12 protein-coding genes and 1 tRNA gene are annotated in these 15,940 nt (G+C 45.8%); 3 read left to right on the top strand and 10 right to left on the bottom strand.

Annotated features, from left to right (window positions below; all coding sequences use genetic code 11):
• Nucleotides 1-3 precede the first annotated feature (3 nt).
• The 3 genes from BLQ81_RS17225 to BLQ81_RS17215 form a co-directional block, all read right to left on the bottom strand.
• A complete protein-coding gene (locus tag BLQ81_RS17225; protein ID WP_092732689.1) occupies nucleotides 4-1,263 on the bottom strand; it encodes a hypothetical protein in 1,260 nt (419 codons plus the stop codon).
• Between the two features lie 107 nt (nucleotides 1,264-1,370).
• Nucleotides 1,371-2,048, bottom strand: a complete 678-nt coding sequence (locus BLQ81_RS17220; protein WP_092732686.1) for a 3'-5' exonuclease — start codon at nucleotides 2,046-2,048, stop codon at nucleotides 1,371-1,373.
• Nucleotides 2,045-3,991 carry a DUF294 nucleotidyltransferase-like domain-containing protein gene (locus BLQ81_RS17215; protein WP_092732683.1) on the bottom strand — a complete coding sequence of 649 codons (1,947 nt, stop codon included), beginning with the start codon at nucleotides 3,989-3,991 and terminating at the stop codon, nucleotides 2,045-2,047. Before BLQ81_RS17215 ends, BLQ81_RS17220 begins: the two co-directional genes overlap by 4 nt.
• 93 nt (nucleotides 3,992-4,084) lie before the next feature.
• On the opposite strand from BLQ81_RS17215, the gene BLQ81_RS22360 reads away from it, so the two are divergent.
• Nucleotides 4,085-4,258, top strand: a complete 174-nt coding sequence (locus tag BLQ81_RS22360; RefSeq protein ID WP_175454263.1) for a hypothetical protein — start codon at nucleotides 4,085-4,087, stop codon at nucleotides 4,256-4,258.
• Nucleotides 4,259-4,326: 68 nt separating this feature from the next.
• Here the strand turns inward: BLQ81_RS22360 and acs are convergent, their stop codons facing one another.
• The 5 genes from acs to BLQ81_RS17185 form a co-directional block, all read right to left on the bottom strand.
• Nucleotides 4,327-6,219 carry an acetate--CoA ligase gene (gene acs, locus BLQ81_RS17205; protein WP_092732677.1) on the bottom strand — a complete coding sequence of 631 codons (1,893 nt, stop codon included), beginning with the start codon at nucleotides 6,217-6,219 and terminating at the stop codon, nucleotides 4,327-4,329.
• Nucleotides 6,220-6,248: 29 nt separating this feature from the next.
• On the bottom strand, nucleotides 6,249-7,934 hold the full coding sequence (locus BLQ81_RS17200) for a sodium:solute symporter family protein (protein WP_092732674.1): 1,686 nt from the start codon (nucleotides 7,932-7,934) through the stop codon (nucleotides 6,249-6,251).
• An 8-nt stretch (nucleotides 7,935-7,942) separates the two neighbouring features.
• Nucleotides 7,943-8,206 carry a DUF4212 domain-containing protein gene (locus BLQ81_RS17195; RefSeq protein ID WP_092732671.1) on the bottom strand — a complete coding sequence of 88 codons (264 nt, stop codon included), beginning with the start codon at nucleotides 8,204-8,206 and terminating at the stop codon, nucleotides 7,943-7,945.
• A 231-nt stretch (nucleotides 8,207-8,437) separates the two neighbouring features.
• The gene (locus BLQ81_RS17190; RefSeq protein WP_092732668.1) at nucleotides 8,438-9,190 is read right to left on the bottom strand and encodes a ZIP family metal transporter; all 753 of its coding nucleotides are present in this window, start codon (nucleotides 9,188-9,190) and stop codon (nucleotides 8,438-8,440) included.
• A 97-nt stretch (nucleotides 9,191-9,287) separates the two neighbouring features.
• Nucleotides 9,288-10,349: an FAD:protein FMN transferase gene (locus BLQ81_RS17185; protein ID WP_092732665.1), complete on the bottom strand. Its 1,062-nt coding sequence runs from the start codon at nucleotides 10,347-10,349 to the stop codon at nucleotides 9,288-9,290.
• A 107-nt stretch (nucleotides 10,350-10,456) separates the two neighbouring features.
• On the opposite strand from BLQ81_RS17185, the gene ruvB reads away from it, so the two are divergent.
• Both ruvB and BLQ81_RS17175 read left to right on the top strand, forming a co-directional pair.
• Nucleotides 10,457-11,488: a Holliday junction branch migration DNA helicase RuvB gene (gene ruvB, locus BLQ81_RS17180; protein ID WP_092732662.1), complete on the top strand. Its 1,032-nt coding sequence runs from the start codon at nucleotides 10,457-10,459 to the stop codon at nucleotides 11,486-11,488.
• 201 nt (nucleotides 11,489-11,689) lie between these two features.
• On the top strand, nucleotides 11,690-12,835 hold the full coding sequence (locus BLQ81_RS17175; protein WP_092732658.1) for an ATP-binding protein: 1,146 nt from the start codon (nucleotides 11,690-11,692) through the stop codon (nucleotides 12,833-12,835).
• Between the two features lie 84 nt (nucleotides 12,836-12,919).
• On the opposite strand, the gene BLQ81_RS17170 is transcribed toward BLQ81_RS17175, so the two are convergent.
• Together BLQ81_RS17170 and uvrA are read right to left on the bottom strand one after the other, a co-directional pair.
• Nucleotides 12,920-12,994: transfer RNA gene (locus BLQ81_RS17170), tRNA-Val, on the bottom strand.
• 60 nt (nucleotides 12,995-13,054) lie between these two features.
• Nucleotides 13,055-15,871 (bottom strand): excinuclease ABC subunit UvrA, encoded by a 2,817-nt coding sequence (gene uvrA / locus BLQ81_RS17165; protein ID WP_092732654.1) that lies wholly within the window; start codon nucleotides 15,869-15,871, stop codon nucleotides 13,055-13,057.
• Between the last annotated feature and the right edge of the window lie 69 nt (nucleotides 15,872-15,940).

Here is a 15,940-nt window from a genome sequence, read left to right as displayed (position 1 = left end):
GAGTTAAAGTTGAGTACTGAGTGTAGAGTTACGCATCGTGGTGGACTCGCTGGAGATCAGATCAGGGGGAGGATTGGTGATGTTGAACGTCCCCAAGCCGGTCATCAGCCGGTCATTGTTACTCACGTGGCTTAAACCTAATACATGGCCAAACTCATGTGCCAAAGTCCAACGACTTGCTGATCGGACCACCACACATCCGGGTCTTCCCGCAGGATGGGCTGCACAGCCGTTATAGCCGGGTACAGTACTTCGCACATAATAGACTACCAGGTCATTTCCGCCCATAAAGTTTCGGTTTCCAAATAGCGAATTTTGCTCAGCAGTAGTCTGCCCCATGAAGCAGCCTCCCACATCTACGTCGGTAAGTGTTGGCAAACTCAGATTCTCGGTAGTCACCCAATCCACCCGAATACCGGCCACCGCAAAAACCTCCTGCATGGCAGCAAATTGTTGGTTTAAGGTAAAGCTGGTAGGGTTTTCGAGAATTTTCACATGGATTCTCACCCGCTCGCGCAAAACCCGTGTCCCGGCAGTGCTGGACCAATAGATACTTCCCCGCTGGAAATGGGAAATCCGGCCGGTGCCACCGAAGACTGCCAATTCATCGGAAGTCGGATAGCCTAACACACTTCGTTCCCAGCCCAAAGCCTTCCATTGCTCCCGGATAAGTCCATGCACCTCCCAAGCGCCTGTGCTAGGGGACCAGTAGATGCTTCCTCCCTGGAAATGATTGTATCTGCCTATACCATCCGGACAAGTCATCTCATTGGTCAGGGGATAGCCCAGAAAACTGCGCTCCCATCCCAAAGACGAATACTTCGCCCGAATAGCTCCATGTACCTCCCAGGCTCCCGTAGACGGGCTCCAATAGATACTTCCTCCCTGAAAATGATTGTACCTACCGATGCCATCAGGTGTGGCGGTCTCATCGGTGATCGGATAACCTAAAAAGCTTCGTTCCCAGCCCAGAGATTGCCAGCGAGCTCTGATCAACCCATGTACTTCATGGGCACCTGTGGAAGGATGATAATAAATCGATCCGTTTGCATAATGCTGAAAAGAACCTACACCATCCGGGCATTTTGTAATCGGAGTGGTATTCGGCCCCAGCCATCCTCCTGAGCCTCCAAGGGCCAGGTACTTCTGTGTGATAGGATGCTGATACTTGAGGAGATCTTGAATAGATCTAATTTGATGTTCGCTCAGTACCAGTTGTTCCTCTCTCAACACCAGATTTGGGTCAATTTTTAGTTTTGACATAGCGTTGGGGAAAAATGGTGGAATAAAAATTTACAATCGAATTTACCTATATTCCATTGATATCAAAGGAATTATGCAATTTTTTAATCGCTAAATTCTACTTTCAACTACCAGTTTTTTATCAAGTCCCTGTAGTTTATAATTCCTTTTCGCTCTGCCACTTTTAGTAGTTTCAGAAAAAGTTGGGCAGTTAAAAATGCATCACCTGCCGCAGTGTGGCGATCATCCGTGTCAATCCCATATCGTTCGCAAAGGGCATCCAAGCTATAAGTACCCATCTTGATTCTGTTTTGATCAGCTTGTGGACCATGCTCCAACCTGATCGCCAAGCTAAGGGTGTCAACTCCCGCATTGGGTAATTGATCCAGGCCAAAATCGCTCAGCTGTCTGTTGATCATTTCCAGATCAAATCCAAGATGATGCCCTACCAGGATTGAATTGCCTAAATACGCCAAAAGCTTCCGGACAAATTCTTCCTTGGAAATCTGATCAGGGATGTCAACCAATCCATGAATCTGGGCTGTTTTATCACCAGTGTTTTCAGAAAGTGGATACCATTCCACCGCAGTGGAGATTTGGATTTTCAATTCGGAAACTTTCACTGCCCCAAAGGATAGAATCGAATCACGGGAAGGGTCAAATCCTGTAGTCTCCGTATCCAATACAGTAAAATTCAACTGGTCAATGGATCGAATCCCCGGAATGGTCTGCTCATTTGCCGTTAAAAAATCACGGATAAATTCCAATCGTTCGTGTTTTGGCTTCCAAAATTCCCACCAGCTCATCGCCTGAAATAGTCTAGTTGAAACCGGATATTGACGATTTCCTGTAACTCGGATATCGGAGCGAAGGCATTTTTCAAAAGTTGCCGCTGAAGTTTTCCCAAGGATTTTGGATTGATGTATCGTCCATTGTTTTTGTTTTGCAAACCTTCCAATGCCCGCATTCGCATCAAAATTTCGTATGCTTTTCCGGCTTGGGAATAAAGTTCTGAATTGGAAGATTCCAGCTCCGCTAACTTTTCGAATCTCTGAAAAGTATTGTTGATTCCCACAATCTGATGACTCAGTACAAGCAAACGAGCCAGATCTGTCAAAGGCAACATTGCCCGAAGTTTAATGTCAAACTGATCTCTGTTTTCACCTGATTTTTCCACAACGAAATCCCTGAAAAAACCGAGGGGAGGTGGGTTTTTCATCGCATTTTGAGCTAAAAAATTTAAGAAAATCTGTTTCTTCCCGATTTCCTGATAGATATGATCGGAGAGTTCAGCAGCCAAAGCATTACTGCCTGCCACAAATCTAAAATCAAAGAAAATCGAAACCTTCATCAAAGCTTCCGGAGAGGGGTGAAGAATCCAATCCGAAAAATAATTCTTCCAAACCGAAAGGGGCTGAACCCACTCCGGATTGCTTGCCATGATTTTACCCGGACAGGGATCAAAGCCACATGCCAAAAGGACTTCAACCACGCCTTCACCCAACTTGAGGAAATATTCGGTAGCCTTGGACTGAAGTCCTTCGGCCACATCTTCATAGAGAATGGCGTTATCCAGATCGGTTCGAAGCAATTGTTCTTCCCGGCCCTCACTTCCCATGGATAAAAAGCAAAACCGGGTGGAGTTCATTTCAGGATACTGGGCTTTCAATTGGGTTTTTGAGATTTCCAAGGCCTGCCGGATGATCACATCGTTGATTTCGGTCATGACCGAGGCGACGAATTCCATGGAAACTTCATTTTCGAGGTAATAGCAAAGCATCTGTTCCGCACGATCACGAATTTTCCGCATTTCACCCACCTCCTGCGTGTTCATCAGTCCGTGAATGAGTACAGCAGGGCTGTTTCCCATCGAGAGAAACACATCATGGTCCGAAATGATCCCGCACACCGGGCTTTGGTCTGTGCCATCCTCAGTCAGCACCAAGTGGTGCAGACGATGACGGATCATTGTCAGGTAAAGGTTGGAAAAACCATCCTGCTTCTTTCGGGTAATCACCGGTCTGGTCATGACTTGTGAGACCGGATTTTGAGGTGAAATTTCCGAAGCTAAAACTCGGCTCCGCAAATCTTTGTCTGTCAAAATACCCAATGGAAAATCCTGGGAATCGCAAATTACAATACTGCTGACCTGAGCTTCTGCCATCATTTTTGCGGCATTTTGAATTGATGTTTCAGGAGGGCAATTCAATACCTTTTCGGAAAAGTTGACTGCTGACTGATCCGAAAAAATCAAAAGGGGATGATCTCCCGATGCTTTTTTTAACTCACTTCTTGCTTTTTGTCCCTGGGAAAGATCCTGCCTGACTACAACTTGCCCTGCCGCAAATCCTGCTGCAAAAAAGAGCGCGACGCGACTGTTTTCCTCCAGAATTTTTTCAAAAACAGCAACTGGAATGGCATAAATCAGACTGTTTTCGATGACTTTGGAAGTCAGGAGATAGGGCCTTTTACCCAATAAAGCCAAAACCCCAAATACATCCCCCTCGTCGCATACTTCCCGGATTTCCTCGCCCTTTTGAGAAGTCTCTACCAAATGGATGATCCCTTCCCTGAGAATGAAAAAATGAGGTCTTGCGGCCTCACCTTGCCGAAATAAAATCTCGCCTTGTTCTAGATAGTGTACTGCTACACTTTGAGCCACACGGGTCAGATCTCCATCTCCCAAAAAGGAAAAAGGAGGGAATCTCTTTAGAAACTCCGCGACTCGGTTGACAATGACGTTACTCATGATGAAGTACCTAATTTGAGAAATTACCTGCCAAAATGACAAAGTTAATTTTTGGCCCCGAACTTGAAGGAGCCTGTATTCAAGCCCTTGAAAATGAACCGAATTTTCAGAGTTTTTCGACCTTTTCGACGCCTAATGTGGGCATTGATAGTGGCCTTTATGGTAGGTGTCCACAATTTTTACAAACAGGAAATGGACTCACCAGACTCCATTGTGAATTCTATAGAAATCGACAAAGAGGAGGAAGATTCCGCTCCAAAAGATTAGAAAGAGAATTGTAAAACTCCTTTTTTATCTAGTCTAATATCTTGTGTCTCGAATCTTGTATCTATAAATTATTTCCTTCCTTCAATAATCTTCTCCACCACATCCGGATCCAGCAAAGTACTGGTGTCGCCCATGCTGTCCAGACTTCCTTCGGCCACTTTTCTCAAAATTCGACGCATGATCTTTCCTGATCGGGTTTTTGGAAGTCCCGGCACAATTTGAATTTTATCCGGCTTAGCAATGGGTCCAATAATCTTAGAAACCATTTCTTTAATCTCATTTATCAGATTTTCTTCCGTTCGGTTGGTCATATCACAGATGACATAGGCATAAATACCCTGACCTTTGACTTCATGTGGATAAGCTACTACGGCTGATTCGATGACTTTTGGATGCTCATTGATGGCATTTTCCACTTCGGCAGTTCCCATTCGGTGTCCTGAGACGTTGATTACATCATCTACTCGACCTAGGATTCGGTAGTAGCCGTCATGATCCCGCTTCACTCCATCTCCGGTGAAGTACATTCCCTTATAGGTAGAAAAGTACGTTTGCTTGCACCGATCGTGATCCCCATAGGTCGTCCGGATCATGGAGGGCCAGGGAAATTTGATGCAGAGATTTCCTTCTACAGAATTTCCTTTCAGTTCATTTCCTTCCGGGTCTACGATGCAAAGCTGGATTCCGGGCAGTGGCAAAGTGGCGTATGCCGGCTTGGTAGGAGTGATGCCAGCTAGAGGAGAAATCAAAATTCCTCCGGTTTCAGTCTGCCACCAGGTATCAACGATCGGGCATCTTCCTTTCCCAATATGTGTGTGGTACCAGTGCCAAGCTTCCTCGTTGATGGGTTCACCTACTGATCCGAGAACTTTGAGCGAACTCAGGTCATACCCTTGGATAGGATCAGTGCCGAAAGCCTGAAGTGCACGGATGGCGGTAGGAGCGGTATAAAACACATTCACCTTGTGTTTTTCAATTACCTCCCAAAATCTGCTGGGGTTCGGGTAGGTCGGAACACCCTCAAACATCAGGGTAGTGGCTCCAGCCAAGAGTGGCCCGTAGACTATGTAAGAATGTCCTGTAATCCAACCGATGTCTGCTGTACACCAGTACACATCTCCGGGCGAATACTGAAATACATTCGAAAATGAATATTGGGTATAAACCATGTAGCCTCCGGTGGTATGCACCACTCCTTTGGGTTTGCCTGTAGAGCCTGAGGTGTATAGAATAAAAAGCATGTCCTCACTGTCCATTTCTTCGGCCACATGCTTTTCCGATTGCCCTGCCATGACCTCATGCCACCAAAAATCACGGCCGTCTTTCATGGTGACTTCCTGACCGGTTCGTTGGTAGACGATCACGGTCTCCACGGATGATTTTTCCAGGGCTTCATCTACCACGGATTTCACGCCGATTTTCTTATTGCCCCGATAATTGCCATCCGAAGTTAAAATTGCCTTGGCCTCACAGTCAATCACCCGATCGGCGAGTGCATTACTCGAAAATCCGGCAAAAACCACGGAATGAATGGCTCCGATTCTGGCACAGGCAAGCATGGCAATCGCAGCCTCAGGCACCATCGGCATGTATATAATTACCCGATCGCCTTTTTTGATTCCTTTATCTTGCAAAACATTCGAAAATCGGCAAACTTCCACAAAGAGCTCACGATAGGTGATCGTTCTGGTGGGTTCGTTAGGTTCACTAGGTTCCCAAATTATGGCAGGACGATCTCCGATCGTGTAGAGATGCCGCTCAAAAATATTCTCCGTGATATTCAGCTTGGCATTGACAAACCACTTCACATCCGGTCCATCAAAATTCCATTTCAGGACATTGTCCCAACGTTTTCTCCAATGAAAGGAATCGGCAATTCTAGCCCAGAATTCTTCGGGCTGAGCTATGCTTTTTTGGTATTCGTAGAGGTATCCACTGAGGGTATGTAATCGATCACTCATTATATTTTAGGTTTTTGGGTGCTGAAATTCTAATGATTATGTGCTGATCCCGCCCCTTTCGGAATCCTGATTTCCTGAATCAAATCCTGAACATGCTGAGGTGGGGCAGGAGTGAATTTCGAAACGAAATAACACATCAGAAAATTGAGCAACATGCCGAGGGAACCGATGCCTTCCGGAGATATTCCAAACCACCAATGCTCCAGGGTATTGAGTTCTGGGCTGATGAATTTGAAGTAAGTAATATAACCAATAGTGAAAATCAAACCTGAAACCATTCCCACGATGGCCCCTTCCTTGTTTATTCGGGTAGAAAATATTCCCAAAATAATCACCGGAAAGAAGGATGCCGCCGCTAATCCAAAGGCAAAGGCTACTACTTCGGCCACAAATCCGGGAGGATTTACTCCGAAATATCCCGCAAATAACACCGCTCCGGCTGCGGCAATACGGGCAATTCGAAGTTCTTTTTTCTCCGAAATTCCGGGATTGAAAGTCTTGACCAAATCACGGGATACGGAAGTGGAGATGACCAAGAGTAAGCCTGCTGCTGTCGAAAGTGCTGCCGCCATCGCTCCTGCTGCGACCAATCCCACTACCCAATTGGGCAGGTTTGCGATCTCCGGACTTGCCAAGACCATAATGTCCTTATCAATGCTCAGTTCATTGGCCGATGGGTCGGCTAGGTATTGGACTTTGCCGTCTCCGTTTTTGTCATCGACAGAAATGAGATTGGTTTTTTGCCAGTTTTGAACCCACACGGGCAATTCGGAAATATTCTTTTCTGAAGTGGAATTGATCGCGTTGTAGATTCCAAATGCTGCTACCGCCGGAGCAGTAGTGTATAGGATCGCAATAAAAGCCAAGGCATACCCTGCTGAAAGCCGTGCATCTTTAACTCTCGGTACTGTGAAAAAGCGGACAATTACGTGCGGTAATCCGGCTGTCCCGACCATCAATGCCAGAGTGATCATCAGCATATCTGCCATCCCTTTTCTTCCGGCAGTGTATTCGGCAAAGCCCAAATCAGCAAGCACTCCATCCAGTTTTGCCAGAAGTGGAGTCCCGTCCGCCACGCTTCCACCCAAACCTAGCTGAGGGATAGGGTTTCCCGTCAGCTGCATGGAAATGAAAATCGCAGGAACCATATAAGCAAAAATCAGCACGCAAAACTGGGCTACTTGGGTATAAGTGATTCCTTTCATTCCCCCCAATACCGCATAGAAAAACACAATGCACATCCCGATCACCACGCCCCATTCGATGGGAATTTCCAGGTAACGGGAAAAGACAATCCCCACGCCGCGCATTTGTCCGGCGACATAGGTAAAGGAGATAAACAACGCGCAAATCACTGCCACCACCCGGGCTTTGTTGGAGTAATAGCGGTCGCCGACAAAGTCAGGTACGGTGAATTTTCCAAATTTCCTCAAATAAGGTGCAAGCAACAGCGCAAGCAAGACATAGCCGCCAGTCCAGCCCATCAGATAGACCGAACCATCATATCCGGAAAAGGAGATCAATCCTGCCATGGAAATGAAGGATGCTGCAGACATCCAGTCCGCCGCTGTCGCCATGCCGTTGGCCAATGGGGAAACGCCCCCTCCAGCGATGTAAAACTCATTGGTCGAGCCGGCACGCGACCAGATCGCAATACCGATGTAAACAGCAAAAGAAAGGCCGACGAGTATATAGGTCCAGGTAAGTATGTCCATGGTAAAAATTAATCTTCGTTGACGTCAAATTCCTTATCCAGCTTATTCATTCGTGCCACATATACAAAAATCAGGATAATGAAGGTGTAGATGGAGCCCTGCTGCGCAAACCAAAACCCAAGTGGATAGCCTCCAATTTTGAATTGGTTAAGTGGTTCAACCAATATTATTCCGAATCCAAATGAGACTAAAAACCAAACAGAGAGTAAGATCCAAAGTGTCCGGAGGTTTTTCTTCCAATAATCAGACATCCGGCCTGGGGAATTAGGCATATTTTTCTAGGGTTTAAAGTAAAAAACAAAGAAAAGAAGGTCGAAATGGCTATTTGGGAATAGAATTTTCCGCTTTCTCATTCAAAAATGAAATACCTGAATCTGCCGACAGAATCCAAATGCTTTTCTGTGAAAATCCAAAGTTTTTTGGAAACGTCTTACCTCAATTCGGGTTATTAGAACGCCATTAATCGAACAGAAAAATTTCCTGTTTCAGCAGGAAAATTAAAATCACATCAAATACTCCGATGCAATCGCCAATCCGGCTGCCAAAAATGTCACCAGCAACTTATTCATCTGAAACTTGTGATGGGGGCTGCTTTCGAAAAAGATGGTTGTTGAAATATGCAAAAATCCTCCGGTGACCAATCCATACAACAGTCCTATTCCTTCCTTGGAAAGCATACCCTGATTGATGAAAAAAGCACTGGAAAACATCCCCATAGGAGAAGCCAAAGCAAAGATGGTGAGTAAAATTATTGTCAATTTTTTACTCAAAGAAGCCGAAAGAACTGCCGCCAAGGCAAAAGCAGCAGGGCCTTTGTGCATGATGATCCCAAGCAAAACGGTATTGTCACTGTGGGAGTGACTTACCGCCAAAGATTCCTCAGCCATGGCTGTCCCATGCGAAAGTAAAGTTCCTTCCAGAAATGCATGGATAAACAGTCCCAACATTAGAGTCCAAACGCCCTTTGAAGTTTCACTTTGATGCTTGTGAATATGGCCGTGCTCTATCCCACTGGACCAAAACTCAAGGATCTGTTGAAAAAGGAAGCCAATCAAAATGTAAAGCCCCATCCGGGTACTGCTGAATCCACTGTCAAAAAGCTCCGGAATAATATGAAGGATAGTGATCGAGAAAAGGTAAGATCCTGCAAAAACCAATAACAGTTTGAAATATTTATCCCGAAAAGCCGGAAAAATAAACACCAATAACCCTGCGATCATGGCGGTGGAAAAAAGAAGCAGAAAATTTATTCCCATGAGTTGAGTTTCAGCTTTTCCCTATTTTGGGAAAAAGCGTTGCAGGTAATAACCAATGCAAAGGTAAGAAAATTCAATAGTGTTGCATTTGGCTTTTTTAATTTACAGGAAAGGATAAAAATCGGACTAATTCTGGACTGATATACTGTTTTAGTCCTCCCCCTTTTTCGTTGTAAATCAAAAGCATCTGCAAATCGTCACGGATAGAATCCATGCGAATTGCCTCTCTCCAGCCCATCACCATCAATGCATCGGCAAGCGCATCCGCAGTTTTTGCATCCCTACCAATGACTGTGGCGCTTAGCAATCCATTAGTTGCAGGATATCCCGTTCGGGGATCCAGCGTGAAGGACAACCTAATGGAATCTCTCGTGTAGAATTGCTCGAGACTTCCGGCAGTAGAAATCGCCTGATCTTGGAGTGCCACGATGCCCTCGGATTTCGTTTGGGTGCTGTCCACCAAATGGAAAAGCCCGATTTTCCAAAGCTCACCTTTTTCATTTACGCCCCTGGCCAGGTTTTCTCCACCGATTTGGATGAGAAAGTTTTTAATGCCTTTGGCTTCCAAAAACTCACCGATCAAATCAAGCGCAAAGCCTTTTGCCGATCCGGAAAAGTCCAGAAGTATGCCGGGGGGAGATTTTCGAATTAGTGAATCTGTGATGATGACCTTCTTTAGCCCAACCAAAGACAAAAAAATCCGAACATCGGTGCTATCCTGCAGCTTTACTCCTGAGGGGGAAAAAGACCAGATTTTTTCTAGGGGAGATCGAGTGGGGTCCAGTGCGGCAGCTGTCAAATCATACATTTTGTTTGACTCCTTCAATACTGAGACTAAGGTTTTTGATGGAGAAATTAAGGTGTCTTTTAGATTCAGGCGATTGACTTCAGAGGTAGGTTCGTAACCTGACACACTAAGGTTAAACACATTTAAAAGTGAATCAATGGAGGGTTGAAAATCCCGATTAGAAGGATCTAAATAGCTCACTTGGAAAGCTGTGCCCATGGTTTTTCCCGAAAAGGAAACTTTCCCTGTCACTGATTTGGCGGAAGTATCAATTACGGGTTTGCCTTCCCGTGTCCGCCAGGCATAGACTAATAATAGCATAGCAAAGAGGACCAAGGAATAAATGATGTTTTTCCGGGCGTTGGGATTCATTTCTGCTTATTTGAAGGCGAATTTAGGTCAATTTTTGTCAGGGTGAACAAAATGAGGAAGTTCTCCGCATAGGGTTTTGTTTATATTTGTCTGTATTCGAAAAAAACATGCGAGAAGACTACCTGAAAGGAGACGAAGATCAGCTTAGCCCAAAAGACCGGGAGTTTGAGCGGGCATTGCGACCCTTGAGCTTTGACGATTTTACCGGTCAGGCCAAGATCATAGAGAATCTCAAGGTCTTCGTCTATGCTGCAAAAATGCGGAAAGAACCCTTGGATCATGTGCTCTTGCATGGGCCTCCGGGTTTGGGAAAAACTACCCTGAGCAACATCATCGCGAATGAACTCCGGGCAGGCATCAAAATCACCTCAGGACCTGTGCTGGACAAACCCTCAGATTTGGCAGGTTTGCTCACCAATCTGGAGGAAGGGGATGTACTTTTTATTGATGAAATTCATCGACTGAATCCGATCGTTGAAGAATACCTCTATTCAGCAATGGAAGATTTTCGGATTGACATCATGCTGGATTCGGGTCCAAATGCGCGTTCGGTCCAGATTTCTTTGAGCCCGTTTACTCTAATCGGTGCGACGACACGCTCCGGTTTATTGACTTCCCCACTTCGCGCCCGATTTGGGATCAATTCCAGATTGGAATACTACGATGCAAAGCTTCTGACAGACATCGTGATTCGCTCGGCAGGAATCCTTCAAACGCCAATTGATGAAGTAGCCGCTTATGAGCTTGCCAGAAGAAGTCGGGGTACTCCCCGAATCTCAAATATGCTCCTACGCCGGACCCGGGATTTTGCTGAAGTAAAAGGTAATGGAACCATCACGCTCGAAATCGCCAAGATCGCCCTTAATGCACTTGATGTGGATGAAAACGGACTGGACGAAATGGATAACCGAATCCTGATGACCATCATCGAAAAATTCAAAGGCGGACCGGTTGGACTCAGTACGATTGCCACTGCTTGCGGGGAAGAAGCCGAAACGATCGAGGAGGTCTATGAGCCCTTTCTGATCCAGGAAGGCTATCTGAAAAGAACCTCAAGAGGCAGAATGGCTACCGAACTGGCCTATACCCATCTCAAAATAAAGCCTAGCGGAGCCACGGGAACGCTGTTTGATTTGTAGGGATTTGAGAAAAAGAAATTTCTGGAGAAGGAAATCTTCATTGCTTATCCGGCAATTGTCGGCATAACTCCCAATTTTTAAAATAGATTTTACCATGAAAATCGTAAATTACACTTTCGATTTTCATGGTAAAATGATTTGGGTTTTCCATTGGTTTTATTACTTTTACCATGAAATACGTAAATTACACTTTCGATTTTGATGGTAAAAGACAGGCAAATACTTCCTCTTTTTCAGGAATATCTCTCGATTTTCCCTGCTGTAGGTCTTTTGGGTCCCAGACAGGTAGGGAAGACTACGCTAGTCAAAAACCTGATTTTGGAAAAAGAAAGTCTGTACCTCGATCTGGAAAAAGCCTCTGATCGTGCAAAATTGGTCGATGCCGAACTTTTCCTGAAAGCTCATGCTGACAAAACGGTCATTCTTGACGAAATCCAATTGATGCCGGAGCTTTTTGCCGAACTCAGAAGTCTGATCGACGAGCAGCGGGAACCTGGACGATTTATTCTACTGGGATCTGCTTCTCCAGACCTGATCCGCAAAAGCGCAGATTCTTTGGCTGGACGAATCGGTTATCTCGAATTAACGCCATTTTACTTGGGGGAGATTGATTCCGATGAACTCCAAAAACTCTGGATTCGTGGTGGTTTTCCTTTGTCCTTCCTGGCTAAAAGTGATCGTGAATCTCAGCTTTGGAGACAAAACTTCATCAAAACTTATCTTGAAAGGGATCTTGCACAAATCGGACTTAGCACCGATCCCCGGCTGGTGGAGCGCTTTTGGATGATGCTTGCCAATGCGCAGGGAGGAATCTGGAATGCGGAAAGTTTTGCCAAAGCACTTGGCATCACCCGACCGACGGTCAATCGATACTTAGAGTTTTTAGAGGGATCCTTTATGGTTCGGGTCTTGGCCCCTTTCCACCAAAACATCAAAAAACGACTGGTCAAGTCGCCTAAGGTATTTATCCGTGACACGGGACTGCTGCATGCGCTGACGGGAGTGACCACAATGGACTCGCTGATCAATCAGCTGCTTGTGGGTCCGAGTTGGGAGGGATTTGTGATTCAGCAGATTATTGCCACACTTCGGGAGGAGTATGAGTACTACTTCTACCGAACCCATCAGGGAGCAGAGTGTGACCTGCTTTTAGTGAGAAATGGCGTGGTCAAAACCGCCATTGAAATCAAAAACACCCTTTCACCCAAACTCAGCAAAGGCATGCAGATCAGTATGGAGGATACCGAGGCAGAAAAAGGTGTGATTATCTGTCGGATTGAGGATGGCTATCCGCTTTCGGAAAAAGTGAGGGCGATGGGATTGAAGGAATTTTTGAGAGGGTTATAGGCCACGAAGGCGCGATGACGCTAAGTTTTAGAAAAAGCAAAGGCACAAAATCTTAGTGATTTTGTGCCTTTGTGGCTAAACCAGTGGGACCTAAGGGATTCGAACCCATGACCTCTGCTCTGTCAAAGCAGCGCTCTAAACCAACTGAGCTAAGATCCCGATTGTGCTTGCGAATATAGAAAAACCTGTCAGGTTTCCGAAACCTGACAGGTTTGAAAATCAAACAAAACTCTCCCTCAAATATTTCCCCGTAAAGTTCTCCTCCTCCTTTGCCAAATCCTCCGGAGTACCGGTAAAGGTCAGATGTCCCCCTTTGTGTCCTCCTTCAGGTCCTAAGTCAATCACCCAATCGGCGGATTTGATGACTTCGGTATTGTGCTCGATGATAATGACTGAGTGACCTTGATCGATTAGTGCATTAATGCTATGAAGCAGCTTGCTGATGTCGTGAAAGTGAAGGCCGGTCGTAGGTTCGTCGAAGATGAATAGGATGTGATCACCTGTCTTGGTGCCGCCTTTTCCGAGGAATGAGGCCAATTTCACCCGTTGAGCTTCTCCACCTGACAGTGTATTCGAGCTTTGACCCATTCCGATGTAGCCCAAACCTACTTCCTGAAGTGGCTGAAGCTTATTGATGATCTGAGTTTTGCCTTTGAAGAACTCCAAAGCCTCATCGATTGTCATTCCCAACACTTCTGAGATGTCTTTGTCCTTGAACTTCACTTCGAGGATTTCATTTTTGAATCGCTTTCCTTTACAGGATTCACAGGTCAGGTGGATGTCCGCCATAAACTGCATTTCCACGGTGATAGTACCTTCACCTTGACAGGCTTCGCATCGACCTCCGTCTACGTTGAATGAGAAAAATGCCGGTTTATAGCCTCTTTGCTTGGAAATAGCTTGTTCCGAAAATAGGTTTCGGATCGCATCATAGGCTTTCACATACGTCACCGGATTGGAGCGGGATGACTTGCCGATCGGGTTTTGATCCACAAATTCCACTTGGGTCACTTGCTTGTGGTCACCTTCGATTTTGTCATATTTCCCGCTCTCGTCGATGACAGTTCCCAGCATTTTCCCCAAAGCAGGATACAGTACCTTCTTGATCAGAGTGGACTTGCCCGAACCTGAAACTCCCGTGACGCAAGTGAGCGTGTTGAGCGGAAACTGGACGGTTAGATTCTTAAGATTATTTTCTCTGGCACCTTTTACAGTAATAGAGTCTTTCCATTTTCGATTACCGTTTTTGATGAAAATCTTCTCTTCCCCTCTCAGATATTTTGCTGTGTAGGTGGTTCCGGTAGTAATCAGATCTTCGATCTTCCCCTGAAAAAGTAATTCTCCACCTTTCACTCCGGCATCCGGTCCGATGTCAATAATTTGGTCTGATGCTTTCATCACTTTTTCCTCGTGCTCCACCACGATCACGGTGTTGCCGAGATCCCGAAGTTCTTTTAGTACTCCGATCAGTCGGTCCGTGTCTCGCGGGTGCAACCCGATGCTGGGTTCGTCCAAAATATACATGGAGCCTACAAGCGCCGAACCCAAGGAAGTAGCTAGTTTGATCCGCTGAAATTCTCCTCCGGAGAGGGAAGATGTCAGTCTATTGAGCGTCAGATAGCCCAATCCCACCTGATCCATAAATTCCAGTCGGCTGACGATTTCTTTTAGCAGTCGGTTGGCGATTTTGGCTTCGTGGGGAGGGAGTTCGATTTTTTGGAAAAAAGCAAGTGCATCCTCAATCGGCATGAGGACTATATCGGTGATAGATTTTCCCTGGACTTTGACATAGGAGGCGTCTTTTCTCAGTTTAGTACCCCGGCAATCCGGACACGTCGTTCGTCCACGGAATCGGGATAGCATTACGCGGTACTGAATTTTATAGGTTTTGGTTTCCAGATCTTCGAAGAAGGCATTCAAGCCTTGGAAGTACTTGTTACCAGTCCATATCAATTCCTGCTCTTTCTCCGTCAGTTCTCCATAAGATCGATGAATTGAAAAGTCGAATTCGATGCCTTTTTTCAGCAAGGGTTCCAACCACTGTCTGCTGGATTCCCCTCGCCAGGGAGCGATGGCTCCTTCATAGACTGAAAGCTCTTTGTCCGGAATGACCAAATCTCGGTCGATCCCCAATACATTCCCAAAACCTTCACATCTTTTGCAGGCGCCAAAGGGATTGTTGAATGAGAAAAAGTTGACAGACGGGAGCTCGAAGCTCATTCCGTCCAGTTCGAAACGGTCTGAGAATGACTTGGTCTCCACATCCGGCACGGTGATTTTGCAATCTCCATGGCCTTCGAAAAGGGCAGTTTGGATGGAGTCGGCTATTCGGAATTGGTTGTCCTCGTCATCCTTTTGGACAGTGGCACGGTCGATCAGGATTTCGTATTTGCCTTTCTTTACCTTTTTTTCTTCGAGTAGTTCTTCGACGAAAAAGACTTCCCCATCGATCAAGATTCTCGTGTAGCCTTTTTGTAAAAGAAGCTCCAATTCCTGCTCGATTTTCCTTCCCCGTTCAATTTGAAGCGGACATGAAATCATGACTTTGGCTCCCTCCTCAAAGGAAAGTACATAATCCACGATGTCCGTGACGGTGATGTGTTTGACCTCTTTGCCAGAGACTGGAGAGTAAGTTTTTCCAACCCTGGAGTAAAGCAACTTGAGGTAATCGTAAATCTCTGTGGTCGTGCCTACGGTGGATCTGGGATTTTTGGTGCTGACTTTTTGTTGGATCGCAATGGCAGGCGCGACACCTTTGATGTATTCCACATCGGGTTTTTCCATCCTGCCCAGGAATTGGCGGGCATAGGAACTCAGGCTCTCCACATACATCCGCTGGCCTTCTGCAAAAAGTGTATCAAATGCCAAGGAGGACTTGCCCGAACCCGAAAGTCCGGTGATGACAATAAATTTATTTCGGGGAAGGGCGACGCTAAGGCTTTTGAGATTATTGACCCGGGCGTTTTTGATGATGATGAATTCCTTCGGATCGAGGGAATCGAAGTCGATTTTAGCGGGTAAAGTGCTTAAAGTCATAGCTGGCAAAGTTAAGGATCAAACAGAGGAAGTATAAGAAAAGTTGGCACTTGTTAGTAATTGTCTGAA

Origin of the sequence: Algoriphagus alkaliphilus (assembly GCF_900103735.1) — a bacterium.
Lineage (GTDB): Bacteria > Bacteroidota > Bacteroidia > Cytophagales > Cyclobacteriaceae > Algoriphagus > Algoriphagus alkaliphilus.
The sequence above is the reverse complement of the archived record's forward strand: the minus strand, read 5'-3'. Positions and strand labels throughout refer to the sequence as shown.

Bases quoted from the DNA above. Each gene is read 5' to 3' on its own strand.
- BLQ81_RS17190 (WP_092732668.1), bottom strand. From the start codon at position 9,190: ATGGGAATAAATTTTCTGCTTCTTTTTTCCACCGCCATGATCGCAGGG.
- uvrA (WP_092732654.1), bottom strand. From the start codon at position 15,871: ATGACTTTAAGCACTTTACCCGCTAAAATCGACTTCGATTCCCTCGAT.
- acs (WP_092732677.1), bottom strand. From the start codon at position 6,219: ATGAGTGATCGATTACATACCCTCAGTGGATACCTCTACGAATACCAA.
- BLQ81_RS17185 (WP_092732665.1), bottom strand. From the start codon at position 10,349: ATGAATCCCAACGCCCGGAAAAACATCATTTATTCCTTGGTCCTCTTT.
- BLQ81_RS17220 (WP_092732686.1), bottom strand. From the start codon at position 2,048: ATGAGCTGGTGGGAATTTTGGAAGCCAAAACACGAACGATTGGAATTT.
- BLQ81_RS17225 (WP_092732689.1), bottom strand. From the start codon at position 1,263: ATGTCAAAACTAAAAATTGACCCAAATCTGGTGTTGAGAGAGGAACAA.
- BLQ81_RS17195 (WP_092732671.1), bottom strand. From the start codon at position 8,206: ATGCCTAATTCCCCAGGCCGGATGTCTGATTATTGGAAGAAAAACCTC.
- ruvB (WP_092732662.1), top strand. From the start codon at position 10,457: ATGCGAGAAGACTACCTGAAAGGAGACGAAGATCAGCTTAGCCCAAAA.
- BLQ81_RS17200 (WP_092732674.1), bottom strand. From the start codon at position 7,934: ATGGACATACTTACCTGGACCTATATACTCGTCGGCCTTTCTTTTGCT.
- BLQ81_RS22360 (WP_175454263.1), top strand. From the start codon at position 4,085: ATGAACCGAATTTTCAGAGTTTTTCGACCTTTTCGACGCCTAATGTGG.
- BLQ81_RS17215 (WP_092732683.1), bottom strand. From the start codon at position 3,991: ATGAGTAACGTCATTGTCAACCGAGTCGCGGAGTTTCTAAAGAGATTC.
- BLQ81_RS17175 (WP_092732658.1), top strand. From the start codon at position 11,690: ATGGTAAAAGACAGGCAAATACTTCCTCTTTTTCAGGAATATCTCTCG.